The 26,283-nt window shown below is 70.9% G+C and carries 28 protein-coding genes; 17 read left to right on the top strand and 11 right to left on the bottom strand.

The features are described from left to right. Positions 1 to 199: 199 nt before the first annotated feature. The 4 genes from JK364_RS36165 to JK364_RS36150 all read left to right on the top strand — a co-directional run bounded on the left by JK364_RS36165 (position 200) and on the right by JK364_RS36150 (position 4,525). Complete coding sequence (locus tag JK364_RS36165; protein ID WP_201855599.1) at positions 200 to 2,182, top strand: FAD/NAD(P)-binding protein; 1,983 nt, start codon at positions 200 to 202, stop codon at positions 2,180 to 2,182. Positions 2,183 to 2,320: 138 nt separating this feature from the next. After that, entirely contained in the window at positions 2,321 to 2,800 is a 480-nt protein-coding gene (locus JK364_RS36160) for a DoxX family protein (RefSeq protein WP_201855598.1), read from the top strand. A 252-nt stretch (positions 2,801 to 3,052) separates the two neighbouring features. Next, positions 3,053 to 3,742, top strand: coding sequence for a DedA family protein (locus JK364_RS36155; protein ID WP_201855597.1), 690 nt, complete (start codon positions 3,053 to 3,055; stop codon positions 3,740 to 3,742). A gap of 84 nt (positions 3,743 to 3,826) precedes the next feature. Further along, complete coding sequence (locus JK364_RS36150) at positions 3,827 to 4,525, top strand: lytic transglycosylase domain-containing protein (protein ID WP_201855596.1); 699 nt, start codon at positions 3,827 to 3,829, stop codon at positions 4,523 to 4,525. On the opposite strand, the gene JK364_RS36145 is transcribed toward JK364_RS36150, so the two are convergent. Continuing rightward, entirely contained in the window at positions 4,509 to 5,291 is a 783-nt protein-coding gene (locus JK364_RS36145) for an alpha/beta fold hydrolase (RefSeq protein ID WP_201855595.1), read from the bottom strand. The two genes, JK364_RS36150 and JK364_RS36145, sit on opposite strands and share 17 nt — an antisense overlap. A 167-nt stretch (positions 5,292 to 5,458) precedes the next feature. Continuing rightward, positions 5,459 to 7,723, bottom strand: a complete 2,265-nt coding sequence (locus JK364_RS36140; protein ID WP_230993016.1) for an RICIN domain-containing protein — start codon at positions 7,721 to 7,723, stop codon at positions 5,459 to 5,461. Positions 7,724 to 8,017: 294 nt separating this feature from the next. Between JK364_RS36140 and JK364_RS36135 the strand changes: the two genes are divergently transcribed. The 3 genes from JK364_RS36135 (at position 8,018) to JK364_RS36125 (ending at position 10,696) form a co-directional block, all read left to right on the top strand. Then, the gene (locus tag JK364_RS36135) at positions 8,018 to 9,031 is read left to right on the top strand and encodes an MASE1 domain-containing protein (RefSeq protein WP_230993041.1); all 1,014 of its coding nucleotides are present in this window, start codon (positions 8,018 to 8,020) and stop codon (positions 9,029 to 9,031) included. 120 nt (positions 9,032 to 9,151) lie between these two features. Further along, positions 9,152 to 9,814 carry a histidine phosphatase family protein gene (locus tag JK364_RS36130; RefSeq protein ID WP_201855594.1) on the top strand — a complete coding sequence of 221 codons (663 nt, stop codon included), beginning with the start codon at positions 9,152 to 9,154 and terminating at the stop codon, positions 9,812 to 9,814. A 288-nt stretch (positions 9,815 to 10,102) separates the two neighbouring features. Continuing rightward, positions 10,103 to 10,696 (top strand): helix-turn-helix domain-containing protein, encoded by a 594-nt coding sequence (locus tag JK364_RS36125; protein ID WP_307841476.1) that lies wholly within the window; start codon positions 10,103 to 10,105, stop codon positions 10,694 to 10,696. A gap of 44 nt (positions 10,697 to 10,740) precedes the next feature. Here the strand turns inward: JK364_RS36125 and JK364_RS36120 are convergent, their stop codons facing one another. Continuing rightward, complete coding sequence (locus tag JK364_RS36120) at positions 10,741 to 11,346, bottom strand: ClpP family protease (RefSeq protein ID WP_201855593.1); 606 nt, start codon at positions 11,344 to 11,346, stop codon at positions 10,741 to 10,743. Between the two features lies 1 nt (position 11,347). After that, a complete protein-coding gene (locus JK364_RS36115; RefSeq protein WP_201855592.1) occupies positions 11,348 to 12,001 on the bottom strand; it encodes a ClpP family protease in 654 nt (217 codons plus the stop codon). Between the two features lie 209 nt (positions 12,002 to 12,210). On the opposite strand from JK364_RS36115, the gene JK364_RS36110 reads away from it, so the two are divergent. The 3 genes from JK364_RS36110 (at position 12,211) to JK364_RS36100 (ending at position 14,733) form a co-directional block, all read left to right on the top strand. After that, the gene (locus JK364_RS36110; RefSeq protein ID WP_201855591.1) at positions 12,211 to 12,996 is read left to right on the top strand and encodes a restriction endonuclease; all 786 of its coding nucleotides are present in this window, start codon (positions 12,211 to 12,213) and stop codon (positions 12,994 to 12,996) included. Next, on the top strand, positions 12,993 to 13,187 hold the full coding sequence (locus JK364_RS36105; protein WP_201855590.1) for a hypothetical protein: 195 nt from the start codon (positions 12,993 to 12,995) through the stop codon (positions 13,185 to 13,187). Before JK364_RS36110 ends, JK364_RS36105 begins: the two co-directional genes overlap by 4 nt. A gap of 130 nt (positions 13,188 to 13,317) precedes the next feature. Beyond that, positions 13,318 to 14,733 carry an FAD-binding oxidoreductase gene (locus JK364_RS36100; RefSeq protein WP_201855589.1) on the top strand — a complete coding sequence of 472 codons (1,416 nt, stop codon included), beginning with the start codon at positions 13,318 to 13,320 and terminating at the stop codon, positions 14,731 to 14,733. A gap of 128 nt (positions 14,734 to 14,861) precedes the next feature. Here JK364_RS36100 and JK364_RS36095 read toward each other — a convergent pair whose 3' ends face one another. Then, the gene (locus JK364_RS36095; protein ID WP_201855588.1) at positions 14,862 to 15,590 is read right to left on the bottom strand and encodes an SDR family oxidoreductase; all 729 of its coding nucleotides are present in this window, start codon (positions 15,588 to 15,590) and stop codon (positions 14,862 to 14,864) included. 251 nt (positions 15,591 to 15,841) lie between these two features. Between JK364_RS36095 and JK364_RS36090 the strand changes: the two genes are divergently transcribed. Then, positions 15,842 to 16,318 (top strand): RrF2 family transcriptional regulator, encoded by a 477-nt coding sequence (locus JK364_RS36090; RefSeq protein ID WP_201855706.1) that lies wholly within the window; start codon positions 15,842 to 15,844, stop codon positions 16,316 to 16,318. A 24-nt stretch (positions 16,319 to 16,342) separates the two neighbouring features. Here JK364_RS36090 and JK364_RS36085 read toward each other — a convergent pair whose 3' ends face one another. Then, the gene (locus tag JK364_RS36085; RefSeq protein WP_201855587.1) at positions 16,343 to 17,011 is read right to left on the bottom strand and encodes a nitroreductase; all 669 of its coding nucleotides are present in this window, start codon (positions 17,009 to 17,011) and stop codon (positions 16,343 to 16,345) included. A gap of 124 nt (positions 17,012 to 17,135) precedes the next feature. On the opposite strand from JK364_RS36085, the gene JK364_RS36080 reads away from it, so the two are divergent. After that, positions 17,136 to 17,786: an FMN-dependent NADH-azoreductase gene (locus JK364_RS36080; RefSeq protein ID WP_201855586.1), complete on the top strand. Its 651-nt coding sequence runs from the start codon at positions 17,136 to 17,138 to the stop codon at positions 17,784 to 17,786. A 159-nt stretch (positions 17,787 to 17,945) separates the two neighbouring features. Here the strand turns inward: JK364_RS36080 and JK364_RS36075 are convergent, their stop codons facing one another. Further along, positions 17,946 to 18,431, bottom strand: coding sequence for a MarR family winged helix-turn-helix transcriptional regulator (locus JK364_RS36075; protein ID WP_201855585.1), 486 nt, complete (start codon positions 18,429 to 18,431; stop codon positions 17,946 to 17,948). Positions 18,432 to 18,561: 130 nt separating this feature from the next. Beyond that, positions 18,562 to 19,812: an FAD-dependent monooxygenase gene (locus JK364_RS36070; protein WP_201855584.1), complete on the bottom strand. Its 1,251-nt coding sequence runs from the start codon at positions 19,810 to 19,812 to the stop codon at positions 18,562 to 18,564. Positions 19,813 to 19,892: 80 nt separating this feature from the next. Here JK364_RS36070 and JK364_RS36065 point away from each other — a divergent pair, with 80 nt between their 5' ends. After that, positions 19,893 to 20,453, top strand: coding sequence for a TetR/AcrR family transcriptional regulator C-terminal domain-containing protein (locus tag JK364_RS36065; protein ID WP_201855705.1), 561 nt, complete (start codon positions 19,893 to 19,895; stop codon positions 20,451 to 20,453). A 104-nt stretch (positions 20,454 to 20,557) separates the two neighbouring features. Here the strand turns inward: JK364_RS36065 and JK364_RS36060 are convergent, their stop codons facing one another. After that, positions 20,558 to 21,385, bottom strand: coding sequence for a TetR/AcrR family transcriptional regulator (locus JK364_RS36060; RefSeq protein WP_201855583.1), 828 nt, complete (start codon positions 21,383 to 21,385; stop codon positions 20,558 to 20,560). 163 nt (positions 21,386 to 21,548) lie between these two features. On the opposite strand from JK364_RS36060, the gene JK364_RS36055 reads away from it, so the two are divergent. Both JK364_RS36055 and JK364_RS57150 read left to right on the top strand, forming a co-directional pair. After that, positions 21,549 to 22,682: an FAD-dependent oxidoreductase gene (locus JK364_RS36055; RefSeq protein WP_201855582.1), complete on the top strand. Its 1,134-nt coding sequence runs from the start codon at positions 21,549 to 21,551 to the stop codon at positions 22,680 to 22,682. A gap of 41 nt (positions 22,683 to 22,723) precedes the next feature. Then, positions 22,724 to 23,038, top strand: a complete 315-nt coding sequence (locus JK364_RS57150; protein ID WP_307841475.1) for a methionine biosynthesis protein MetW — start codon at positions 22,724 to 22,726, stop codon at positions 23,036 to 23,038. On the opposite strand, the gene JK364_RS36045 is transcribed toward JK364_RS57150, so the two are convergent. Further along, positions 22,974 to 23,495, bottom strand: coding sequence for a cupin domain-containing protein (locus JK364_RS36045; RefSeq protein ID WP_201855704.1), 522 nt, complete (start codon positions 23,493 to 23,495; stop codon positions 22,974 to 22,976). The two genes, JK364_RS57150 and JK364_RS36045, sit on opposite strands and share 65 nt — an antisense overlap. 358 nt (positions 23,496 to 23,853) lie before the next feature. Between JK364_RS36045 and JK364_RS36040 the strand changes: the two genes are divergently transcribed. Further along, on the top strand, positions 23,854 to 24,834 hold the full coding sequence (locus JK364_RS36040) for a hypothetical protein (RefSeq protein ID WP_201855581.1): 981 nt from the start codon (positions 23,854 to 23,856) through the stop codon (positions 24,832 to 24,834). Between the two features lie 41 nt (positions 24,835 to 24,875). Continuing rightward, positions 24,876 to 25,106: a cold-shock protein gene (locus tag JK364_RS36035; protein WP_201855580.1), complete on the top strand. Its 231-nt coding sequence runs from the start codon at positions 24,876 to 24,878 to the stop codon at positions 25,104 to 25,106. Positions 25,107 to 25,207: 101 nt separating this feature from the next. On the opposite strand, the gene JK364_RS36030 is transcribed toward JK364_RS36035, so the two are convergent. Beyond that, entirely contained in the window at positions 25,208 to 26,272 is a 1,065-nt protein-coding gene (locus JK364_RS36030; protein ID WP_201855579.1) for an aldo/keto reductase, read from the bottom strand. Positions 26,273 to 26,283: the final 11 nt, after the last annotated feature.

Raw genomic sequence — 26,283 nt, 5'->3', positions numbered from 1 at the left:
CGTTGAGCGCCGTCCCTTGGGCACCGTTGAGCGCCGTCCCTTGGGCACCGTTCCGCGCCGTACGTCACGTGATGTCGGCGTACGTCCGTGATACAGGCCACAACGGAGCGGCAGGTTCCGGAGACCGGGTCGATTCGCGTGGAGCGGGCGGCATGATGGGCGCGCATCCTGCGTCACATCTGCCCCGGGAGACACAGCCTTGGCCGGAGACCCCCACGCGATAGCCGTCGTCGGCGCCGGGCCGCGCGGCACCAGCGTGCTGGAGCGCCTGTGCGCCTCGGCCCCGGAGCTGGCGTCCGGCACCCCGCTGACGGTGCACATGGTGGACCCCTCCCCGCCCGGCGCGGGACGGGTCTGGCGCACCGCCCAGCCGGACGAGTTGCTGATGAACACCGTGGCCTCGCAGGTCACCCTGTTCACCGACGCCAGCGTCGAATGCGGCGGACCGGTGCGGACCGGGCCGAGTCTGTACGAATGGGTCACCGCGCACGGGCTGGCGCCCGGCCTCGGCCCGGACGACTACCCCAGCCGCGCGCTCTACGGCCGCTATCTGGAGTGGGTGTTCGGCGAGGTGGTGCGGGGCGCGCCGGACACGGTGACCGTCCGGACGCACCGGGCCCGCGCCGTACGGCTGGAGGAACGGGCCGACGGCGCGCAGGTGCTGACGCTGGACGACGGGAGCCGTCTGGAGGGGCTGCGCGCGGTCGTCCTGGCGCAGGGCCATCTTCCGGCGGCCACCGACGCCACCGAGCGGCGGTACGCGGCCCACGCGGAGCGGTACGGGCTGCGCTACTACCCGCCCGCCAACCCCGCCGATGTCGACTTGTCGCTCATCGCGCCGGGCGAGCCGGTACTGCTGCGCGGCCTCGGCCTCAACTTCTTCGACCACATGGCGCTGCTGACGGCGGGCCGGGGCGGCACATTCGCCCCGAACGGCCGCGGCGGTCTGGTCTACCGGCCCTCGGGGCTCGAGCCACGGCTGTACGCGGGGTCGCGGCGCGGCATCCCGTACCACGCGCGGGGCGACAACGCGAAGGGGCCGTGCGGCCGCCACACCCCGCTGCTGCTGACCCCCGATGCGCTCGGCCACTTCCGCAAGCGCGCGGACGCCGGCGATCCGCCGGACTTCCGCACCGAGATATGGCCACTCGTCGCCAAGGAGGCCGAGACGGTCTACTACGAGGCGCTGCTGGCCCTCCGCGCCCCCGACACCCATCCCCCGGCCACCCCGGAGGCTCTGGAGGCCCTGGAGGCCGACTCCGGAGCCCCCGCCCCGCTCACCCCAGCACGCTTCAGACGTCACTTTTTGGCCACCGAGCACGGCAGCCCCGAAGAGGCCGCCATGCTCGCGGAGTACGGCATTCCGGAGGCGGAGCGCTGGTCCTGGGACACGGTGGCCCAGCCGCACCGCGGACGCCGGTTCACGGGGCGTGACGAATTCCGGCGGTGGCTGCTGGCCTACGCCCACCAGGACGCGGCGCACGCGCGGCTGGGCAATGTCGAGGGCCCGGTCAAGGCCGCCCTCGACGTGCTGCGCGACCTCCGCAACGAGGTGCGCCTGATCGTCGACCACGGCGGGCTGACAGGGGCGTCCCGCCGCGCCCATCTGGACCGCTGGTACACCCCGCTCAACGCCTTCCTCTCGATCGGCCCGCCGCGCCGCCGGATCGAGGAGATGGCCGCGCTGATCGAGGCGGGCGTCCTGGACGTCCTCGGCCCACGGCTTGAACTGACCTTGGAAAGTCCAGACCAAGGGGGAGGCGAGGCCGGTTTCGCCGCGCGGTCGGCCGAGGTGCCGGGTCCGCCGGTGGCGGCCACGACCCTGATCGAGGCGCGGCTGCCGGAGCCCGATGTGCGCCGGACCGCCGATGAGTTGCTGATCCATCTGCTGGAGACCGGGCAGGGCCGCCCGCACCGGGTGGAGGGCTATGAGACCGGCGGCCTCGATGTCACCACCGCCCCCTACCGGCTGGTGGACGCCCAGGGCCGCCCGCATCCGCGGCGGTTCGCCCTCGGGGTGCCGACCGAGGGGGTCCACTGGGTGACGGCCGCGGGCGCGCGGCCGGGCGTGAACTCCGTCACCCTCTGCGACACGGACGCCGTGGCACGGGCGGTGCTGCGCGTGACGACCGCGCGAGAGCCCCGACAGGAAGGTGCCCCGATGTGCGCCGTGGGGCTCTGAGGAGCGGGTTCAGGGGGTCGGGAAGGGGCTTCCGGGGCACCCGGATTGGCAGGAACTTGAACTTGCAACAAAAGGTGAGGGGAACCTAACCTGGCGTTCCGCTGTTCCCCGTCCCCAGGAGCAAGGAGCTTCCCTCCCATGCCTTCTTCCCCCACCCCCCGCACCCTCGGTGAGGCGCTCGACAGCGCCAGACCGTATGTCCTCTCCCTCTTCCGCATCGTCGTCGGACTGCTCTTCTTCTGCCACGGCGCCTCGTCGCTGCTCGGCTGGTTCGGCGGCATGATGGGCACCGGCAAGACCATCGAGGCCGGCACCTGGCCGGGCTGGTACGCGGCCGTCATCCAGCTCGTCGGCGGCGCGCTGGTGATGCTCGGCGTCGGCAGCCGCAGCGCGGCCTTCATCTCCTCGGGCTCGATGGCCTACGCGTACTTCCACGAGCACCAGCCCGAGAAGCTGTGGCCCATCCAGAACGGTGGCGAGCCCGCCGCGATGTTCTGCTGGACCCTGCTGCTGATCGTCTTCACCGGCCCCGGCCCCTGGGCACTGGACCGGATATTCGGCTCGCCCCGCGCGAGCGAGGCGACGCCGGAGGCGCGGCCCGAGCCGTCCCGGGTCTGACGGACCGCGACCGGACGGACGGCAGCCGGACGTCACCCTCGTCCAGCCGTCAGTTCCGCGCATTCGACATCACGTCACCCATCACGCCATGCGGGGCCGAACGCCCCGCATGGCGTGATTCGAACAACATCATCACACCCCTTACCGATATCCTCTTCAGTCACAGGCGTACGCTGTATGGCTGTAACAGGCTGACGCCTGCCGCTTCCCGGCGACATGCGCAGCGGGGGGACCGGGATCGGGAGTAGTACGTTGTTGGAACATTTGGGGTCGCTGACCAACACCCCATGGATCTATGTGGTGATCGGGGCATCCGTCCTGCTCGATGTCTTCCTGCCCGTTCTGCCCAGTGGGGTTCTGGTCATCACCGCCGCCACCGCGGCCGCCGGCACCACCGTTGACGCCGTCGGCGTGGTGCGCCAGGCCGGCGCGGCCGACTTCCCCGCCATGTTCGCGCTGGTGCTGTGCGCCGCGACCGCCTCCGTCCTCGGGGACATGGTCGCCTACCGGCTGGCCTGGCGCGGCAGCGACCGGCTCGACCGCGCCATCGCCCGCTCCCGCCGACTCACCTCCGCCCAGGAGAAGTTGGGCACCGCGCTGGTGCGCGGCGGCGGCCCGCTCGTGGTGATAGCCCGCTTCGCGCCCGCGGGACGCTCGGTCGTCAGCCTGAGCGCGGGCGCGGCACACCGGAGGGTGAAGGAATTCCTGCCGTGGTCGGCGGTGGCCGGGCTCGCCTGGGCGGCGTACAGCGTGGCCCTCGGCTATGTCGGCGGCCAGTGGCTCGGCGCCACCTGGCTCGGCACGGCGGTCTCGGTGCTCGCGCTGTTCGGGGCGGGCGCCGGTGCGGCGTATGTGATGAAACGTCCGGTTGGGGGTGAGACGGGTCCGCTCCCCGCGGGTCCGGCCGGGCAGCCGCTGCCCGGCGCCCACCAGGCACGGTAGGGCCGTGTCGGCGAACGATTACTTATCGGCCCGCGATACCGGCTACGGTCCCTGCATGCGTACCCCCATCGTGCCGGTTGCGGCATGCTGACCCGCGCCGCCGGGATGGTCGCCGCGTTCCTCGCCGGCCTCGCCCTGGTCGTCGCCGCGGTCCTGGTCGTACGGCATCTCACCGAGCCCTCGGAGCCCGAGCTGCCGGTGATCCCCGATGCCAGGCGCCCCGTCGTGGAGGCGGCGGTCCGCACCTGCTCCCCGCTGAGCGTGCCGCTGCTGGCCGCCCAGATCGACGCGGAGAGCGGCTGGCGCCGGGACGCGGACTCCGGGCACGCCCAGGGCATTTCGCAGTTCTCCCCGGTCACCTGGAAGGAGTGGGGCAAGGACGGCGATGGCGACGGCAAAGCGGACGTCTGGGAGCCCCGCGACGCCATCCCCTCACAGGCCCGCTACATGTGCCATCTGTACGAGGTGGTCAAGGCGGTCCCGGGCGGCAAGGCCGGGCTCGGGGCGACCCGGCTCGCGCTCGCGGCGTACAACGCGGGGCCGAACGCGGTGCTCCGGGCGCGCGGCATCCCGAAGATCCTCGAGACGCGGGAGTATGTCGACAAGATCTTGAAGGAGCTGCTGCCCAAGTACCAGGAGAGCGAGGAGAAGTACCGGCGGAGCGAGGGGAAGCACACCAGCGGTGCCTCCGCCGCACCCTCCGCACCGGCCTCCCCCTCGCCCTCCGGCGATCCGTCCGGGCCCGCCTCCGACTCAGCACCGGCGGCTACGCGTCGGCCGTGATGAAGTCCTCCACGGCCCGTACGAGTTCCTGCGGTGTCTCATCGGCGGGGTAGTGCCCGGCGTACTCCAGCTCCACCAGCTCGGCGTTGACGTACCAGCGCAGCCAGGTCTGCCGCATCACCTCCGCCGTGAGCGCGGGGTCGTGGGCGCCGACCACGATCCGGACCGGCACCTGGGCACCGGCTATGTCCTCGTGGAAGTCCTCCAGCGCCCAGGAGTCCAGCCATGCGCGGAGCGCCTTGGGGTCGCTGTGCTCCAGTGAGTGCCGCACCATCAGATCCAGCCAGGCGGCCGGGTGGCGGCCACCGGTGGTGCGGTCGATGATCTCCCGGCGGTTCTCCGGGCGGTCGGCGGCGGCCGCGAACAGCTGCCACTGCTCGCCCTCCATCGGCACCCCGCTGGCCGGCACCGGCGCGACCCCGACCAGCCGGCGGACCCGGTCCGGGGCGGCCGCCACGACGCGCTGGACGACGGCCGCGCCCATCGAGTGGCCGATGAGCGAGAACCGCTCCCAGCCGAGGTGATCGGCGAGCGCGAGCAGATCGCCCCCGGCCTCGCCGGTGGTGTACGCGCCGGGAATGTCGCGCGCCTCGCCGTAGCCGCGCAGGTCGGGCAGCACATAGGTGAATCCGCGCCGGTCGACGTGCGGCAGCATCGCGGCGTACGCGGCCCGGTCCGAGAACCAGCCGTGCACCGCCATCACATGGTGCGGCCCGTCGCCGACGGTTTCGTACGGTGGAACGAGGGGTGGAACGATCGGTCCCATGGCACCTCCGGTCCCAGTCGAATACGGGCGCGCGGCGCGTGCCCGTGAGGGACAACGGTGACGTCTCCCGCTTCGGGTGGGCAAGCCCGATGCGCATATGCGTGCCCGCGATACGACCCGGGGAGGGGTCGTATCGCGGGCGCGGGGTCGTCCGTGTGGCGGGGGTGCTACGGATAGTTCACGAGGTTCGCCACGTTGTTGCCGGAATTGGATGGCCCGCCCGTGTTGTTGATGACGTGGCTGATGGTGCCGGTGCCGCCGAGCGAGACGGTGACCATGTGGTGGAAGCGGACGCCCGGGGTGTCGGGGACCTCGAAGGCGCGGGCCGCGACAACACCGGGATTCACGTTGAAGTAGCAGTAGCTGCCAAGACCCCACGCCTCATGGCCGGTGACGTTCGGCCCCACCTTGTAGGCGGCGTAGCCCTGGGTGTTCCCGTTCGTCCAGGCGCCCTGGTCGGGCGGGTCATAGGGCATTTCGTTCTGGTAGAAGTACGTCCGTCCGCCGTTGCCGTTCCAGATCGTCTGGTACTGCTGATAGTGCTCGACGAACAGGCCGTACATGGTGACGTCGTCACCGTTGACGGTCAGACCGTTGGCGGCGGTGTTGGTGTTCCAGCCGACGCCGTCACCGTGGTCGGCCCGCCAGATCCACAGATGGTCGCCGATCACATTCGAGCTGTTGACCACCAGGCTCCTGGACGCCTTGCCGACCCCGGCCCCGCCGACGCGGAAGAACACATCGTGCAGGGACGTCGGATTCGCCGCGTGCTTCCCGCCGGCCCCGCTCGGGCCCACCTCCATCAGCGTGGCGGAGTTCACCGGACCGGCGTCGAACAGCAGCCCCGCGACCTTGACCCCGTCCACATCGGCGACCGACATCGCGGTCACGCCGTTGTCGGGGACGAGGGTGGCGAGCCCGAGGCCGAGGACGACCGTGTCGGGCCGGGTCACCCTCAGCGTCTCACTGAGGTGGTAGACCCCCGGGGTGAACAGCAGATGCTTGCCCTGGGCGAGCGCGGCGTTGATGGCCGACGCGGAGACCCCGGGCTTGGCGATGAAGAACTGGTCGATGGGCAGCGACGACCCCGCCGGAGCGCCACCGGCCCAGGTGGTGCCCTGGGAATTCGACCGCGTCGCGGGCACGAAGACCTTGTAGGCGCCCGCCTGGTCCACGTAGAGGAAGGGCTTCTCCCGGACGGTCGGGGTCTGGTTCACCACCGTGAAGGGCGGATTGGGGAAGTTCCCCGAGGGCGCGTTGACGGCCCCCACGAACACCATGTTCCAGTTCGATCCGGACCAGCTTCCCCACTGGGTGTTCCGGGAGAGCCACTGCTGCTGCGAGCCGGAGCGCACCTGGCCGTCGATCTTCGTATCGGCCATGAATCCACCGCTGGACCAGCCCCCGTCATCGAGCTGGAGCGAACCGCGGACATGCATCCGGCGGTACGGCGCGGCCTGGGAAACCGCCCAGCGGTCGGTGCCCGAGGCGGGGGTCACGGACAGGTTCTCCGCGCCGCGCCAGAAGTTCTGCGTGGCGTTCCCCTGGAACCAGTCGGCCTCGGCGTGCACCGCGCCGTTGACGGTCACATCGTCCGGTGACATCCCCAGGCCCAGCACCTGCGTGTAGAAGCCCACGTTGACGTCGGCGCTGTAGGTACCCGGCTTGAAGAGCACCGCATAGCGGTTGGAGCCGAACTGGTTCCGCTCCTGCTGCTGGAAGATGGAGTTCAGCCGGCTCTGGATGGTCGACGCGGGCATCGTCGGATCGAAGACGGCGACGTTCGGGCCGAGGTCGGGGCCGCCCGGGTCGCCGGGGACCTCGGCCACCTGGAAGGACTGGGCGGCGCTGCCGTTGCACGCGTACTGCTGGAGCTGCGTCCCGTCCTGCGTGGAGGCGCTGGGCACGTCGAGGCACTTGCCGCTGTGCCGGTTGACGAAGTGATACGCCCCGCCGCCCTCGTCCACGGCCTGCCACTGCTGGTTGTCGCCGCCGCCGTAGGTCCACAGCTGGACGGCGGCGCCGTCGGCGGTGGACACGTCCGTCACGTCCCACGCCTGAGCGGCGTCGTTGCGGCTGTCGACGCGGATGTAGCCGTCGCCCGTGGCCTCGAACTTCCACAGCTGGGCGGCGGAGTTGTTGCACCCGTACTGCTGGACGGCGGTGCCGTTCACCGTCGCCGCGCCGCGCGCGTCCACGCACTTGCCGCTGCCCTTGTTGACGGCGGTGGCCCAGCCCGTCGGCAGCGCCGCGGCCTTGGCGCTCGCTCCGGGGGCCGTCGCCAGGGCGCCGCAGAGGGCGGTGAGCAGGGCGAAGACGGCGAGCAGAGCGGTTCTCCGGGACTTGGGGGCTCTTCGGGGCCTGAGCGCTCTTGGGAGCCTGAGCGCTCGTGGGAGCCCGGGGCGTTTCGCGGATCGTGCCGGTCTTCGCATCACGGAAGCCTCTCCTCGTGGGGGTGGGGAAGAGCGCCCCGGTGCGGTCACAGGGCGGGCGCCGCGCGTGCCAACGAGCCCTTGTCACCGGCGAGTTGGTTGGTCTGTACCGCGGCTTTGAGGACGGTATGACCATGGGATTCCGGTGTCAATACGAGCCTTAAGTCAAGCCGTGAAATTGTTCCCGGGTGAGTCGTACGGGCGCGGCTGTGGGGGCTCTCTGTGCTGCGTACGGGCGAGCCCGGCCCCGGTGGCCGCGTGTCAGCCGCGCCGTCCGAGGGCGCCCGTAGTCTGATGGCGGCTGTGGCGCGCGACATGGGGATCCGGCGGAACAACGGCCTCCGGCGCCACGGCGCCACCGCGCTGCGGCTCGTGACCGTCGCCGCCCTCTACTACGCGGGCGCCAGGATCGGACTGCTCCAGGAGCTGGTGCGCGGTCAGGTCACCCCGCTGTGGCCGCCGACCGGCATCGCCCTGGCCTGTCTGCTGACGCTGGGCCCGATGGCCTGGCCGGGCGTCGCCCTCGGCGCCGTAGCGGTCAACGCCCCCATCGGCCCGTCCCCCCTGGCCGTCCTCGCGATCGTGGCGGGCAACACCCTGGCCCCGGTCTGCTCGTATCTGCTGCTGCGACGCGCGGACTTCCGGCCCGCCGTGGACCGGCTGCGGGACGCGCTGGTCCTGGTCTTCCTCGGCGCGCTGGCGGGCATGCTGATCAGCGCCACGGTGGGCACCGCCGCGCTCCTGCTGTCGGGCGCGCTCGCGGCGGCTGACTTCTGGACCGCCTGGTCGGTGTGGTGGACGGGCGACGCGATGGGCGTCCTGGTGATCACCCCCGTACTGCTGGTGCTCCGCCGCGCCCGGCTCCCGCGCGGCGTCGGCCCGTACCGCCTGCTGGAGGCGGTGGCCCTGCTGCTGGGCACGGCGGCCGTCGCGCTGGTGGCCATGCGGACGGACGTCAGCCTGCTCTTCCTCGTCTTCCCGTTCCTGATCTGGGCCGCCCTGCGCTTCCAGCTCGCGGGCGCCGCCCCGTGCTCGCTCATCGTCACGGTCCTCGCGATCGCCTCGACGGCGAAGGGCACCGGCCCGTTCTCCCACCACTCGCTCCCGGCCCGGATGGTCACCCTCCAGGCGTTCAACGGCTCGACGGCCCTGACGGCCCTGCTCCTGTCCGCGATCATCACCGAACGCAACACCACCCGCCGCCAGATCGAACGCGTCTGCGCCCAGCTGGCCGACGTGGTCTTCCGCCTGACCCCGGACGAGCCCCACCCACCCGAGGGCGACCGCAGATCCCCGGACAGGCGCTAGCGGGCCGTACCGCTGCGCCGCCGGACGTGGCCTCGGGCACCGCCGGAACAATCGGGCGCCGCCGGAACCCGCCACCCGCCACCGGCCGTCCCTTCCAACGACTCTCGACGGACAGGGACCATGACCGCGACCCAAACGACTCACCCAACCCCCACGCCCCACGCCACCCGCTATCTCTATCTGACCCGCCATGGCGAGGCCACGCCGGACGAAGGCGGGCTCACGCCCACCGGCCGCCGCCAGGCCACGCTGCTCGGCGAGCGGCTCCGGGGCGTTCCGCTGTCGGCGATCCACCACGGCCCGCTGCCCCGGGCGGCCGAGACCGCCCGGCTGATCGGCGACCAACTCGACGGCGTACCGGCCCATGTCTGCGAACCGGCCGGGGACTATGTGCCGTACACGCCCCGGCGCGACGAACTGCCCGCCGATTCCGCCGACTTCCTGCTCGAATTCGTCCATCGCTTCCCACCCGAAGAGCGCGCCCGCGGCCCGCTGCTGGCCCGTGCCGCCGAGGAGCGCTTCACGGGCCCGGTGGACGGCCCCGAGGACCGCCATGAGCTGGTCGTCACGCACAACTTCCTCATCGGCTGGCTGGTCCGGGCCGTGCTCGACGCCCCGAAGTGGCGCTGGCTCGGCCTCAACCAGTGCAACGCGGCGCTGACCGTCATCCGCTGTCCCCCGCCCGGCCGGCCGCCCTCGGTGCTCTTCTCCAACGACATGGCGCACCTGCCCGCGCCACTGCGCTGGACCGGCTATCCGCCGGAGCTGCGGATCACCTCCTGACCCGGCCCCGTGCCCCCGGGCGAGCGAGCCGACTTTCCGCCGGGGGCCGGACCCGCGCTGTTGGGTCCGGCCCCCGCCGTGTCCGAGTTACGCAAGCAGCCCAGCAAGCGTGAATAAGGACAGCCATACGCTAGGGCCCGGCACTGACAACGGGGCTCCTCGCCGGGGATGCGCGGGGTGCGCGCGGGCCGGTTCGCGCCACCCGCCCCGCACCGAACGCCTGAGCGATTCGCCAAGGGCAGAGCGTTGTCCCCTTCCCGTCGGGCGCGACGCTCCTACCCTGAGGGGGTGAGCAGCCACGCGTCGAACCGAGCCCGCGTCATTCCCCTGCGTCCGGCCACCGCGGACCCGGCGCCCCGGTCGGGAGCCACCGCCGGGGCCGGATCCCCCACGGCCGCCCCCGCCCCGGCATCCCCCGCCGTTCCGGGCGCCCCGGGTGCTCCCGGCGGACCGGAGCGGCCCGGCCGGGAGCCGGTGAAGGAGCCCTTGTGGCGGGATGTCGTCGGTGGCGTGCTGCGGCGCGAGCGCCTCGCTCAGCAGCGCACGCTCAAGGACGTGGCCGAGGCGGCGCGGATCTCGATGCCGTACCTCTCCGAGCTCGAACGGGGCCGCAAGGAGGCGTCGTCCGAGGTTCTCGCGGCCGCCGCCCGCGCACTCGGCCTGGGCCTGGCCGACCTTCTCGCGATGGCCCAGGGCGAGCTGATCCGGCTCGTCTCCGGGCCGCGGCGGCGCGACGGCGCGGCGATGTCGGTCACGTCCCTCACGTCCGTCACCTCCGCCACGTCCGTCACGTCCGTCACGTCCGTCACCTCCCCCGCCTCCGTCGTGGACCGCGGGGCCCGGCACGCGGGGCGGCAGGGCGACGTACGCCTGGCCGCCTGAGCCACCGAGCCCTCGAGTCACCGAGTCACCGAGTCACCGAGCCCTCAGAATCCCCGGGCCATCCGCCGGCTCAGCACCTCGTCGGCGAGCCCGTACGCCACCGCCTCCTCCGCCGTGAAGACCTTGTCGCGGTCCATATCGGCGCGGAGCGTGGCGGCGTCGTGGGGCGTATGGCGGGCCAGCACCTCCTCGACCTGCGAGCGGATCCGAAGCATCTCCTTGGCCTGCAGACTGAGGTCCGAGACCGTCCCCTGCTGACCCCCGCTCACCGGCTGCCCCAGCAGCACCCGGGCGTGCTCCAGCGCGAACCGCCGCCCGGGGTCTCCCCCGGCCAGCAGCACCGCCGCGGTCGAGGCCGCCTGCCCCACGCAGAACGTGGAGATGGGCGCGGACACGAACGTCATCGTGTCGTAGATCGCCATCAGCGAGGTGAACGAGCCACCCGGTGAGTTGATGTAGATCGAGACCTCCTGCTCCGGGCTCGACGATTCGAGGTGGAGCAGCTGCGCGATGACGACGTTGGCGACGCCGTCGTCGATCTCCGTACCGAGGAAGATGATCCGCTCGGACAGCAGCCGGCTGTAGATGTCGTACGCCCGCTCCCCCTGCGTGGTGCGCTCGACGACCGTCGGAATCGTGTACTGCGCCATGTCAGATCCCCATCCTGCGCCGCGTACCGGCGGGCCGTACGTCCGCGAGCGACGCCACGACCCGGTCGACCATTCCGTACTCCTTCGCCTGCTCCGGTGTGAACCACCGGTCGCGGTCGCCGTCGCGCGAAATGGTCTCCACGCTCTGTCCGGTGTGCTCCGCGGTGATCCGCTCGATCGACCGCTTCATGAATTCCAGATTCTCGGCCTGAATCGCGATATCGGCCGTGCTCCCCCCGATACCGGCGGACGGCTGATGCATCATGATGCGGGAATTCGGCAGCGCGTAGCGCTTTCCGGTCGTGCCCACGGTGAGCAGAAACTGCCCCATGCTCGCGGCGAATCCCATGACGAGCGTGGAGACGTCGTTCGGAATCAGCCGCATCGTGTCGTAGATCGCCAGCCCCGCCGTCACCGAACCGCCCGGGCTGTTGACGTAGAGGCTGATGTCCGACCGCGGATCCTCCGCCGAGAGCAGCAGCATCTGCGCGCACACCCGGTTCGCGGACACCTCGTCCACCTGTGTGCCGAGAAAGACGATGCGCTGGGTCAGCAGCTGCGCGGCGAGGTGATCGTCGAACCGCGTGGGTGCCGTATCCCCCTCCGTGGCTCGCGGACTCATCGCCGGCTCCCAGCCGGTGGTGAATGTTCCCATCGGACCTCCCTGTGAATACCGCGACCCACACCGCCGCGGTCCTTTCACCATCGACCCAATTCGCCTGCTCCGTAAGGAATCTCGGCCCGCAGCAGATTCGCCCATGGCAGACCCGGCCGCTGCGCGAGGGGCGCTCTTGCGGGGGCGTCCCGCCGCTCCCGACACTGCGGGGGGGGGAAGGGAAACGAGCCGACAGGGGGGCGCGATCAATGACCGTACGAGGGCGGCAGCGACAGCGACAGCGACGACGGCGTAAAGCGGCATTACGGCGGGCGAGGGCACGGCTGCGCCGCACGGCCTGGAGCGGCGGCGCGGCGGCGGCCCTCGTGCTGGCCCTGACCTGGAGGACGGTATGGCCGTACGTCCTCGGGGTGGTCCTCGCCGGCCTGCTCGGCACCATCGGCTGGTGGCTGTGGAAAACGCGTCTGCGCACCGTGACGCGACACCGGGCCTGGCAGACCGAGCAGGAGAACGCGGCACGTGAGCGGTCCATGGCCGAGGTGGACGCCATGACGTGGCAGCGGTTCGAGAGTTACGTCGCGGAGCTGTGCCGCCGGGACGGCTGCACCCAGGTGGTCGTCTCCGGGAGGTCGGGCGACCTGGGCGCGGACGTCATCGGCCGCATGCCGGACGGCCGCCTGCTGGTGATCCAGTGCAAGCACTACGCACCCCATCGCACCGTGCCGAGCGGCGATATGCAGAAGTTCCTCGGTACGGCGAAGGCCGAACACGGCGCGGATGTCGCGGTGTTCGTCGCCACCTGCGCCTTCACACGGGAGGCGGAGAAGCTCGCGATGAAGCACGAGATCCTCGCCCTGCACCGGAACCTCCTCGGCGCCTGGGTGCGGGGCGCCACCCTGGAGTCCCTGCTCCCCCTCAACGGCACGGGCAACGACCGCACCCGCCGTCGCCCCCGAAGCCTCGGGGGTCCCCAGCCGGGCGGCGAAGGAGAGAACCGTGATGTTCACCATCGAGGACCGCACCCGCCTCCGTGATCAGTTGCTCGGACACCGATATCGTCCTCGCCGTCCGCGGTGACATCACGCCGGCGCTGAACCGATGGACACGGTGGCTCCGCCAGGAGCTCGGGGCCCGGCGCCACTGGGAACGGCTGCCCGCCGAACTCACCACGCCGCTGGAGACGACACTCGTACGCTCACTCACCGAACCCATCGGGACCCGCTGAGCGCCGTTCTCGGCGCGCCTCGGACCGGACCGCTCCTTACGATGGGGATTGGGGGATGACTGACGATCGGGTCGGCAGGGGGAGCGCGATGTCCGGCCCTCACTGACCCTCACTCCGGGAAGTGGGCCCCATGGCACCCGGTGGCATCAATGGCACAGCCCTCACCAACCTCGCCGACCTCACCGACCTCGGCGAGCGGCTGGTCGGTGAGGTGATCACGCCGGGCGACGGCGCGGGCTATGACGAGGCCCGCGGGATCTTCAACGCGATGATCGACCGGCGCCCGGCCGCCATCGCGCGGTGCGAGAACGAGGAGGACGTCGCCCGCGCGATCCGCTTCGCCCGCGATCATGACCTGCCGATCGCGGTCCGCGGCGGCGGACACAGCGTGGCCGGAATGTCGATCGTCGACGGCGGTCTCGTCATCGATCTGCGCGGGATGAACGCGGTGACGGTCGACCCCGGCGCCCGTACGGCGCGGGTCGGCGGCGGGGCGATCATGAGCGAGCTCGACCGGGGGACGCAGGCCTACGGTCTGGCGACGACCGGAGGCCGGGTCTCCACCACCGGGGTCGGCGGGTTCGTGCTGGGCGGTGGCGCGGGCTGGCTGGACCGCGCCTTCGGGCTGGCCTGCGACAACCTCCTGGCCGTGGACCTCGTCACGGCGCAGGGCGAGCGACTCCACATCGACGAGGAGGAGCACCCCGAGCTCTTCTGGGCCCTCCATGGCGGTGGCGGCAATTTCGGCGTGGCCACCGCCTTCACCCTCCGCCTGCATCCGCTCACCGCCATGACGGCGATGCTGCTGCTGTGGCGCCCCGAAGCGGGCCCGACGGTGGTGCGCGCCTACCGCGACTTCCTCGAGTCCGCGCCGGACCGGATCGGCGGTGGGCTGCTCTACTGCACGGGCCCGCCCGAGGAGTTCGTTCCCGAGGACATGGTCGGGGCCCTCGTCTGCGCGGTGCTCATCACCTACATCGGCCACGAGGAGCAGGCCCGCGGCCTCGCCGCTCCCCTGCTGCACCTGGGCCACGACGCGGAGATGATCACCGAGCTGCCCTACCCGGACCTCCAGCGCCTGCTCGACGACCCGCCCGGCTACCGGAACTACTGGTCGGCCGAATATCTCGACTCCTTCCCCGACCAGGCCGTGGACCGCTTCTGCCGCCGCGCCTCCGACATGATCGTCCCCTCCCCCTCCCAGCATGTGCTGTTCCCGCAGGGTGGGGCGGTGACCGAGGGGCCCTCCGAGTTTCCGCTGCCGTGGCGCGCGTCGTCGTGGATCGTGCACCCCTTCGGCCTGTGGGACGACCCGGCCGACGACGCCCGGGCCCGGCAATGGGCCCATGACACCCGAGCCGACGTCCGGCCGTGGTCCCATGGCGCGGTCTACCTCAACTTCATCGGCAGGGAGGGCCGGGACCGGGTCGTCGCGGGATTCGGCGCGGAGAACTACCGCCGGCTGGCCGCCGTGAAGGCCCAGTACGACCCGGACAATGTCTTCCGGCTCAACCACAACATCGAGCCCCGCCCGCCGGGGCCGTAACGCCGGGCGGGCGGAGGCTCAGCTGCTCCAGGCCGCGCGCGGGTCGCCGCACGGGTGCCGCGCACGGGTGCAGCGTGGGTGCGGCGCACGGGTGCAGCGTGGGTGCGGCGCGGGTCGCCGCGCGCGGGTCAGGAGAGCCAGTCGACGTAACGGGTGGGGGCCAGTTGGGCACCCGTGTCCGTGAGGACGTCCCCCTGGACGACGGCGAACATCCCGGCGGCCGGGTCGGTGACGACGGTGCGGTGGTCGCCCCTCTGGGCCAGGGTGATCCGGCCCAGCTCGTTCAGCGGGAAGACCTCGGGCCCGGCGACATTGCGAATGCCCCGCAGCGGGGCGCCCGCGGCGGCCTCCGTCACCGCCGCGGCCACATCCTTGGCGGCGATCGGCTGGATCGGCGTGGCGGGCAGCCGGACGGTGTCGCCGTCGGCGGTCCAGGACAGAACGGCGTCCATGAACTCCATGAACTGCGTCGCCCGGACGATCGAGTACGGGATCGGCCCGGCCGCGAGGATCTCCTCCTGGAGCGCCTTGGCCCGGTAGTAGTCCAGCTCCGGCACCTGGTCCACGCCGACGATCGAGAGGATCACGAAGTGACCGACGCCGCCCTTCTGGGCCGCGGCCAGCAGGTTGTCCATCGAGGCCTTGAAGAAGGCCGGGGAGGCTTCGTCGAAGGTCGGGGAGTTGGTGAGGTTGACGACGACGTCGGCTCCCGCCACCGCCTCGTCCAGCCCCTGACCGCTGATGATGTCGACGCCGGTGGACAGCGCGTGCGGTACCGCCTCGTGCCCGGCGGCGTTCAGATTCTTGACGACCTGGGACCCGATCAGCCCGGTACCGCCGATGACCGCGAACTTCATGACTTTGACTTGCCTTCCGTCGGAATGGTGCGCATGGACGCCCGCATGTGCGCATGGCGCCTGTCTGGATGTCTGGATGCCTGGATGCCTGGATGTCTGCATGCCTGCATGCCTGGATACGGCGCATGAACCACCACGTGGCCGCGCCGCCCACAAAACTCGGATACATCTTGTCCGAGAAAATACCCGGACACAAGTTTGTCCGAGTAAGCGGGCTGATCGGCGGGCTGATTAGAGTGGGGCGGGTGAAGATGTCCGGCGGAGTCGAGTGGGCCCTGCACTGCTGCGTCGTGCTCACATCCGTCGAGGAGCCCGTCCCCGCGACCAAGCTGGCGGAACTGCACGACGTCTCGGCGAGCTACCTGGCCAAACAGCTACAGGCGCTCTCCCGGGCCGGGCTCATCCGCTCGGTCCAGGGCAAAGCGGGCGGCTACACCCTCACCCGGGAGCCCGCCTCGATCACCGTGCTCGATGTGGTCGAGGCGGTCGACGGCCCCAGCCCGGCGTTCACCTGCACGGAGATCCGCCAGCGGGGCCCGCTGGCCACCCCGGCCGAGGCATGCACCACCCCGTGCCCGATCGCCCGCGTGATGGGCGGCGCGGACGCGGCCTGGCGCGAGGCACTGCGCACGGTCTCGATCGCCGACCTGGCCCAGGACGTGGCCTCCGCCTCGGGCCCCACCGCGCTGGCCCGCGTCAGCGCATGGCTGACCACCCCGCAGATCTGAGGCCGTCAGCGGGCCTGATGCCCCTCAGCGGCCGTCGACGAACCTGACCGTCTCGCCGAGCGGCGCCCGCTCCGTACGGGGGTGGCTCTCGGCGACGTCCTCGTATCCGATCGACATACCGCAGAACAGAATGAGCCCGTCCGGCGGCGACACGATCTCCGCGACGGTCCTGTGGTACTTCGCCCACGCCATCTGCGTACAGCTGTGCAGCCCCTCGGCGCGGAGCAGCAACATGACGGTCTGCAGAAACATGCCGACGTCGGACCACTGGGGTCCGCCCAGGTCGCGGTCGATGTAGCAGAACAGGGCGGCGGGCGCGCCGAAGCACTGCCAGTTCGCGGAGGCGGCCCGCTGCCGCGCCTCCAGGTCCTCGCGCGGAATCCCGAGCGCGCCGTAGCGCTGCTCACCGAAGGCGGCCCGGCGCTCGCGGTACGGGGACTTCAGCGCGGACGGGTACTGCTCGTACTCCGGCTCGTCCCAGGCGTCACCCGTGGCCAGCCGCTCACCGGCGCGCTTCTTGAGCTCGGCCAGCGGTCCGCCGGTCAGCACGTAGGCGTGCCACGGCTGGAGGTTCGACCCGGACGGCGCCCAAGCCGCGGCGGACAGCACCCGCTCCAGCGCTTCCCGCGGGACCTGCCGGTCGGTGAATTCGCGCACCGCCCGTCGGCTCGTGACGGCTCCGTAGACGTCCAAGATCGCCCATCTCCCCTCTGCTCGAGGCGCTGTATCTTCACCGCGCACCTTCGTTACACTCGCGACAGTATCATTCGATACCATCTTACTCTCAACCATCATCGAGCACTCATGGGAGAAGTCCATGGTCACGCTGTTGCACATCGACTCGTCCGTACTTCCGGGCGAGGCGTCCGCGTCCCGTTCGGTCGCGGCCGCCTTCCGTACGGCATGGGAGGAGCAGCACCCGGAGGGCACGGTGATCCACCGCGACCTCGCCGCCGACCCCATCCCCCACATCACCGCCGACGCCTGGTCCGCCGGCTACACCGCGCCGTCGGAGCGCACCCCTGAGCAGTCGGCGGCGTTCGCCGCGCGCGAGAAGCTCATCGAGGAACTGGAGCAGGCGGACGCCATCCTGATCGGCGCCCCCATGCACAACTTCTCGGTCCCGTCGACCCTCAAGACATGGCTGGACAACGTGCTCCTGCTCGGCCGCACCGCGGGCGAGTCCCCCTCCGCCCAGTCCACGCCGACCATCGTCGTCGCCAGCCGCGGCGGCTCCTACGCGCCGGGCACCCCGCGCGAGGGCTTCGATTTCGTACAGAACTACCTGGAGGCCGTCCTCCACCGCACCCTCGGCCTGGACCTCGACTTCATCGTCCCGGAGCTCACCCTGGCCCCGCGCAACCCGGCCATGTCCGAGCTGATCCCCCTGTACGAGGCCTCCCGCAACCGCGCCTTCGAGGACGCGACCACGAAGGCGAAGGAACTCGCGGAGCGACTGGCGGCGTAGCCGCCGGCCGACGGCTGGTCATGTAACCCCCGGGCCATGGACGCCGTGTGACGCCTCACCGAACCGAGGCGGTCACCCGGCGTCCACCCACTCCATCGCAGGCGAGGCCGCCACACGGCGCCGCCCGCTCCACCCGAAGCGGGCCGCCGCACACCGCCCTTACGCCCCGCCCTCCGCGGGATAGGCAAACCGGGTCAGCAGATCCTTCAGCCGCTCGGCCTCATCGGACCCCAGCTCGCCGACCAGCCGCCCGGCCAGCGGCTCGGCCGCCACATGGGCCGCGTCGAAGAGCTCAAGCCCCTGAGGCGTGATCTCCACCGCCCGCGCCCGCCGGTCCCCCGGCACGGCCTTGCGCTCGACCAGCCCCTTGCGCTCCAGGTCGTCCACCACGCGCATGATCCCCGCCTTGTCCGACCCCGTCGCCGCCGCCAGGTCCCGCTGCACCGTGGGCCCGCGGTCGACCAGCACGATCAGCACGGCGAAATGCCGCAACTCAATGCCGAGCGGCCGAAGCGCCTCGGTCATCACCGCCGCCGCCCGCCAGTGCGCCCGACGCAGCAGCAGGCCGAGCGCGAAGGGCGAGGTGTCCCCGGCACGGCCGGTCGCCCGCGAGGCGGTGGTGTGGTGAGGAAGATCGGCGCTCATGGGGACACATTACAGCCATTCATTCGTTCGATACGGTATCAATTGAAACCAAATCCGGCGGGCGAGCCCGGCTCGGGCCACCGGGCGGAACCGGTTCATCGGCGTTGGCCGAGTACTGCCGGGGCCGCTTTCAGGCGGCGCCGATCGGTGCCGGGTTATCGGGGAGCCGCCAGTTGCCGCCGCGGTCCTCCTTTGACAGGCGCGCGACGAGGTCGGGTATGCGCAGGAAGCAGGCGAGCGCGGTGGTGGCCTGGAAGGCGTCGATCGCGCGCTGGGTCATTGGCATGCCCAGGCGCAGGAGGCGCGGATTCACCTCGCCCTGGATCTCGTTGACGAAGGGCCGAAGCACGCTGTCGTAGTTCGCCAGCGCGGTCGGCAGATCGCCTGGGTGCCGGTTGATCTCACCGGCCAGGACGTGTGCGCCGACCAAGCCGCCGGAGACGCCCATGCCGCTGTAGGGGGAGGCGCAGTGGGCGGCGTCGCCGGCCAGGACCACGCGGCCCTTGGACCAGGTGTCGGTGCGGACCTGGACGATCTCCTGGGAGTAGAAGAACGGACTCGTCTTCAAGCCCTCGATGAAGCGCTCGGTCTGCCATCCGGCGTCGCGGAACCTGTCGGCCCAGAACTCCTGCTGGCGCTCGACGGGCGCGCCGTGGATCGCCGAGGCTTCCTCGGATTCCTCCCGCAGCACGAAGTACACCTGGGTCTCGGTCGGGTTGTGGCTGCGGCGCATGATCTGGCGGCCCCCCGGGACCATGCAGGTGTCCCGGATGTTGCCGTCGGACGCGATGCGCGGGACGAACCAGTAGGCCATGTGGATGCCCACCCGCCAGTACGGGTCGAAGCCCGCCGGAAGAACCGCTCGCCGGATGCGTGATCCCTGCCCGTCCGCGCCGACCAGGAGGTCGAATTCGCCGGAGGACGCGTCGGAGAAGTGCGCGACGACCTTGTGTTCGTCCTGCTCGAAGCCGTCCACACTCTTGCCGAAAACGTACTCGGCGTCGTCCTTCGTCGCGTCGTGCAGGATGCGCACCAGGTCTCCGCGCATGATCTCGTACTCGGATGTGAGGGTCTGCCGGCCCTTTCCGGAGGTGTTGGCCATGATCGTCGCCTTGGCCTTGCCGCGGACGTTGACGAAGGCGACGCCCGCCTCGTCCACGAGCTTGCCGCGGACGGCGTCGAGAAGCCCCATGCGCTTGACGGCCTCGATGCCCTGCCCCCGGAGGTCGACCTGGGCCCCGGTGGCCCGCAGCGCCGGAAAGCGTTCGACGACGGTCACCCGGTGGCCGCCCCGCGCGAGCCAGAAGGCCAGAGCCTGCCCCGCGACCCCACCACCGGCGACGAGGACCCGCAGGGACCGCGTTCCCGATCTCTCCGCCATGCCCCATCACCTCAAAATCTATCAGTGAATGATTCCTTTCCAGAGTCATCTATCGGCGATAGATTGTCAACGTGACCAAGATGAACCGCGAGACCGTCATCGCCGAGGCGCTCGGCCTGCTCGACGAGGTCGGGCTGAACGCCGTCAGCACGAGGCGGCTGGCGAAGCGACTCGGCGTCGAGCAGCCGTCGCTGTACTGGCACTTCCGCACCAAGAAGGACCTCCTCACGGCCATGGCGGAGGCGGCGATGGCACCCCATGCGACCGCACCCCTGCCGACACCCGGCGACGACTGGCGCGACTGGTTCCTGGACAACACGCGCAGCTTCAGGCGCACCCTGCTGATGCGCCGGGACGGCGCACGGCTCCACGCCGGCACCACCCCCACCGGCGACCTCGACCGGATCCGCCGCAAGATGGACTTCCTCATCGCCTCCGGCGTGCCCGAGCGGGACGCGCACATGGCCATGCTGGCCGCCAGCCGCTTCACGGTCGGCAGCGTCCTGGAAGAGCAGGCGGACACCGACCCCGGCGACACCGCGGATCTACCGGCCGACTGGCCGGTGATCGATCACGAGTCGGCGTTCGAGGCGGGCCTCGCCCTCATCCTGAACGGCCTGGTGCACCGCACCGGGGTGTAGGGGTTGAGACTGGCAGGCCAGCGCCGACTCGGCGGCGCGCTGGTGTCGACCCGTCGCTGGGCGTTTTCGTATCCCTGGGAGGGGTGTTCGAGTCCTCGCCCCGCTCAGGTGGCGGGTGGCGTGGTGCGATCCTGCTCGCTGGGCAGATGGAGAGCCGTGATGCCGGTGAGGACGAGGTCGATCCCGGCGAGGAACTGCTCGCGGTCGTCGTGCTCACGCATCTGGGCCGCGACGGCGCGGATGAACGGGTAGTCGTCGGGGTCGAGTCCCTCCCAGGCCTTCGACGCGGCGCCGAGGAACTCGGCGCGGTCCACGTCGGGCGCGAGGGTGCGGGCGCTCGCGTTGTTCGCGGCGTTCTGGCCGGTGGCGCCGAGGATGTAGTGCACCAGCGCCGAGGCCGCCGTGAACCAGTGGCCCTCGGGCACGCCCAGCGCGCGGACCTGCCGGCCGATGCTTTCGAAGATCCGCGGCGTCACCGACCCCCAGGGGCTGCGGGAGAGCTGGAGGGCGAGCTGCGTGGGGAGCCACGGGTGGTCCTCGATCGCGTCGTACAGGCCGAACGCGATGGCGCGGATCTTGTCCTGCGGCGAGTCCGGCGACTGGGCGGACTCGGCTCGGTCGGCGGGTTCCACAGGCTCCGTGGGTTCCGCGAGTTCCGCGAGTTCCGCGGGTTCCGCGAGTTCCGCGGGTTCCGTGGAATCGAGCGACAACGCGGCGGCCACTACCGCGCCGGTCGCCGCGTCGAGCAGTTCATCCTTGTTCGCCACATGCCAATAGATCGCCCCGGGCCCGGTGGCGAGGCGCTCGGTCAGCGCCCGGAATGTCAGCCCGCCCTCGCCGGCCGCGTCGAGCAGTTCGACGGCGGCCTCGACGATGCGCTCGCGGGAGAGCGCCTCTGTGCGCCGCTGTGACCGGCGTGCCCGTGTTGCCATGCGGCCATTTTGACATGACTGGAGCGTCGTTCCAACATGGAGCGTTGTTCCATCATGGAGCAGCGTTCCATGATGGAGTGACGTTCCAGTCATGGAACGACATACCAGCGAGGTCGGCCTGGGCTGACACCGGGCGGTCTCGATTCACGAAGGAGTAGTCACGATGCGCACTCCCGTCACGATCATCGGCGCCGGACTCGGCGGCCTCACGCTCGCCCGCGTCCTGCACGTCCACGGCATCCCGGCCACCGTCTACGAGGCGGAGGCCTCCCCGATGGCGCGTTCGCAGGGCGGGATGCTCGACATCCACGACTACAACGGCCAACTGGCTGTGCGGGCGGCCGACCTGATGGAGGAGTTCCGCGGCCTGGTCCTGGAGGGCCGTCAGGCGATGCGGATGCTCGACCGGGAGGGGACCGTCCTGTTCGAGAAAGCCGACGACGGCACGGGTGGACGCCCCGAGGTGCAACGCGGCGAGCTGCGACAGATGCTGCTCGACTCGCTCCCGGCCGGCACCGTCCGGTGGGGGCACAAGGTCAGCGAGACGCGTGCCCTCGGCGAGGGCCGCCATGAGGTGACGTTCGCCGACGGCAGCACCGTCGCCACGAATCTGCTGGTCGGTGCGGACGGCGCGTGGTCGCGGGTCCGGCCGCTGGTGTCCACCGCCATACCCGAGTACACCGGCCTGTCGTTCGTCGAGACGTACCTGTACGACGCCGACACCCGGCACCCCGCCGCCGCCAAAGCGGTCGGCGGCGGGTCGATGATGGCGCACGCGCCGGGCAGGGCGATCCACGCGCACCGGGAAAGCGGCGACACCCTGCACACCTACGTTTTGCTCCCCAGGCCGCTGGACTGGTTCGCCGCGATCGACTTCGCCGATGCCGCCGCGGCCACCGAGCGGATCGCGCGGGAGTTCGACGGCTGGGCGCCGGAACTCGCCGCGCTGATCACCGACGGCGACACCCCGCCGGTCCTGCGCCCCCACTACGCCCTGCCGATCGAGCACCGATGGGACCGGGACCGGGTGCCGGGGGTGACCCTGGTCGGCGACGCCGCCCACCTCACGGCGCCGAACGGCGAGGGCGCCAACCTGGCCATGCTCGACGGCGCCGAACTCGGCAAGGCCCTCGCCGCGCACCCCGACGACGTCGAGGCCGCGCTCGCCGAGTACGAGCGGGCCATGTTCCCCCGCAGCGCCGAGGTCGCCGCCGAGGGCGTCGGCAGCGACGAGCTCATGTTCGGCGACGACGCGCCCCACAACCTGGTCAGCGTGTTCAGCGAGTTCTTCGAATAGGAGCGGGCCCAATGACCGCGTGATCGCCGTACGTTGAGTGAGTGACGACTACCGCATCGCAAGAGGCATTCCTGCGGGCGTTCCACGCTGAACGTCCGGCGGTGACCGCGGAAGCGTTCGGCCGCGGTCGCGCTCCGGACGGCCGGTCCAGCTATGAGCTCCTGTGCGACCGGGTGGCCGGAAGCAGGCGCGTACTGGACCTCGGCTGCGGTGATGGCCTGCTGCTGGAGTTCCTGGCCCGAGCGGACGGGAGGCAGCTGGCCGGGGCCCGCGCCGCCGGGTGGCGGGGCCCTACTCCCCCTCGGGCTCGAAATCCTCCACGAAATAGCTGTCGTGCCGGATCCGAAAGCGCTTGAGTTCCTCGCCACCGCGCTGAGACATCTCCGCGACCCGCTCGAAGTACTCCTCGCGCGGGGCGCCCGGGGAGAAGAGCAGGAGCATGGACATGGGCTCATCGGTCACGTTCTTGAAGGCGTGCAGCCCGCCGACCGGTACGTACAGGAAATCGCCCTCGCGGCCCGTGACCCACCTCTCGCCGTTGTAGAGCTCCAGCTCGCCGGAGAGAATGTAGAAGGACTCCGACATCGCCTTGTGGAAGTGGGTCTTCGCTCCGGCGGCCCGCGCCCCCAACTGCACCTTGTACAGGCCGAATTCGCCGCCGGTCGACTCATTGGTGGCGAGGTAGTGCGTAGAGCCGCCACCGGGCGAGGAGATGTCGGGCGGGGTACTGGCCGGGCGAAAGGCCGCGTTCACCTCGCCCGTGTCACCGTGGTAGCGGGGCTCGGGGTATTCGAGGAATTCCGGGTACGACATGATGCGCTCCTCTTCGCAGGTCTCCACCAGCATGGTGGCTCCCGCCTCGGGAACGCGGCATCGGGCCCGCGAACGATCTCGGGTCGGCGGATCTTTCCCCTCCCCGCCCCTTCCCGTTACCAGGGGCTTCGCCCCTGGACCCCGGGGTCTGGGGCGGAGCCCCGCACGCGGCGGAGCCGCATATCGTCAGGTGCCGGGAAGGGGCGGGGAGGGGAGCAGCCCGCCGCAGGCGCCAAGATCCGCCGGACACCCCTGGGGCGTATTGCGAAAGCGCTTCGAAAGCGCTGAGGCTCCGGTGGAGTTACGCGAGCGTCGGGGCCCGCGCCGCACCTCCCCGGATGGGGTAGCGTGCCGCCCCATGGTCGATGACGACGGGGGAGTCCGCCTGGTGCGGGCAGGGCAGTCGCTCGCCGATTCCTGGCGGCGGTTCTGGTTCGACGACGGTACGGAGGAGATCGCCGGCCGGCTGGCCGAGGCGGGCGGCCTTTACGACTCGGTCGCGGATCAGGCGGCACCACCCGGCGATGCAGCGCCCGGCGATCCGGCGACCGGCGATGTCGAGGTCGCGGCCACGATCGCCATCGGACGTTCCACCATCGCCGCGTTCGCGCTGCGGCTGGCCGTGGATGTGGACCACGACCTCAATTCCGGGTGGGACTGGGACGACGAGGGGCCACCGCTCGGCGAGATGGAGTGGGACGAGGACGGCGTCACCGCCGCGCTCGCCGCACAGAGCGTCGCGGCAGCGCGGGCGGCACTCGACGCCGACCCCGACGATCCCTTGGTCCCCTTGCAGTTGGGGCATGCGCTCACCTGGATCGGCGACCGCGCGGGTGCCGTCACCGCGTACGAGGAAGCGTTGCGGAGGGATCCCTGGGACGGCACCGCCCATGAATGCCTTGAGCGGCTCGAGGTGACACCGACCGAGCCGCCGCCCGCCGGGGCGGCGGGCGATCCGGTCAGCCGGCGCCCCTACGGCTTCGCCGTGCTGCGTGAACAGGGCCGCATCTCCCATTCCGACTGGTTCGAGGAGCGGCGGCTGTTCGGGACCCTCTCCGCCGCCCGCGCGGATGCCGACGCGTGCCTGCGGGACACCGGGGACCTGGAACGAGAGTTCCTCGAAGACATGATGAAACTGGAGCTGGAGATACACCGGCCCGGCAGGCCCGTCACCACCTACGACTTGATCGCCCGGGTGCCGGACGCTCCGGATGCCGGACCGTTCGACATCGACTGGTCGGGCATCCCCCTTGAAGCGCCCCTGGAATCACCGCTGCCCGCTGGGCGCCTTTTGCGGATGGACGACAGGACCTGCTTCTACGGGTCACCATCGGCATAAATACGGAGACGAGACCGAACCGAGCCCCTAGTGTCCATCCCATGGTGATTGCGACGGTCCGCGAGTGGAGCGACGAGGAGGGGTGGGGCGTGCTCGATTCCCCCGAGACTCCCGGCGGCTGCTTCGGCCACTTCTCCGACATTCAGGTGACCGGCTTCCGCACGCTGTCGCCCGGACAGCGAGTGGACCTCACGTGGGAAGCCCCCGGCTTCAAACAGGACGGGTACGACTACCGCGCGGTGAGCATCGTGCCTCGGCCTGCCGACTCCTGAATCCTGTGACTCCTGACTCGCCCACGAGCCACGGGCCACGGGCCACCGGCCACCGGCCACCGGCCACCGGCCACCGAAACCCGATAAAGCCGGATCGGGTATCAGCGGCGGGTTTCGACCTTCAGGTCGCCACGGGTCAGCGTGCGACCGAAGTCGCTGGCGAGCAGGTCGTGCGGGATACCGAGTCCGATCGCGCCGGCCTCGTCGAGGCGGGCCAGTTGGGGGGCGGTGAAGTCGACCTCCAGGGCGCCCAGGTTGTCCTCCAGCTGCGCGGGGGTGCGGGCGCCGATGATCGGGGCCGTCACGTCCGGGTTCCGCAGGGTCCAGGCCAGCCCGACCTGGGCGGGTGTGCGGCCCAGCTCATGGGCCACCTCCTTCACGACATCGGCAATGGCGAGGTTACGTTCGGTGAGCGTGCCCAAGGCGAAGTTGAAGTTCTTGCGGGTGCCGTCGTCGACCGCGGCATTCGTCGCGGTCAGGTCGTCGCGGCTGTACTTGCCGGTGAGCACCCCGCCCGCCAGCGGCGAGTACGGCGTCACGCCCAACCCCATCTCGCGTGCCATGGGGATCAGGTCACGTTCCCCGGTGCGCTCGATCAGGTTGTATTCGATCTGCAGCGCGACCAGCGGCGACCAGCCTCGCAGGTCGGCGATCGTCTGCATGCGCGACACCTGCCAGGCCGGGGCGTTGGAGATCGCCACGTACAGGACCTTGCCCTGCCGGACCAGATCGTCCAGGCCGCGCAGGATCTCCTCGACCGGCGTCATGAAATCCCACACGTGCAGGTAGAGCAGATCGATGTAGTCCGTTTTCAGCTGCCGCAGACTGGTTTCCACCGACGCGAACAGGTTCTTGCGGTGGCTGCCCCCGGAATTCGGATCGCCGGGGCGGCGCAGCGTCGTGTATTTCGTTGCCAGCACCAGGCTCTCGCGGTTGTCGCGGGCGAATTCGCCCAGCAGGCGTTCGGAACTGCCATTGGTGTAGGTGATGGCGGTGTCGATGAAGTTGCCGCCGCGCTCGACGTAGAGGTCGAACAGCTTGCGCGCCTCGTCCTGCTCGGCGCCCCAGCCCCACTCGGTGCCGAAGGTCGCCGCGCCGAGCGCCAGCGGTGAGACCCGCAGCCCGGAGCGGCCCAGCAGCCGATAGGTGTCGAGGGTGAGCGACATCGTGTCCTCCT

Origin of the sequence: Streptomyces endocoffeicus, from assembly GCF_016741935.1 — a bacterium.
GTDB classification, from domain to species: Bacteria; Actinomycetota; Actinomycetes; order Streptomycetales; family Streptomycetaceae; genus Streptomyces; species Streptomyces endocoffeicus.
The sequence above is the reverse complement of the archived record's forward strand: the minus strand, read 5'-3'. Positions and strand labels throughout refer to the sequence as shown.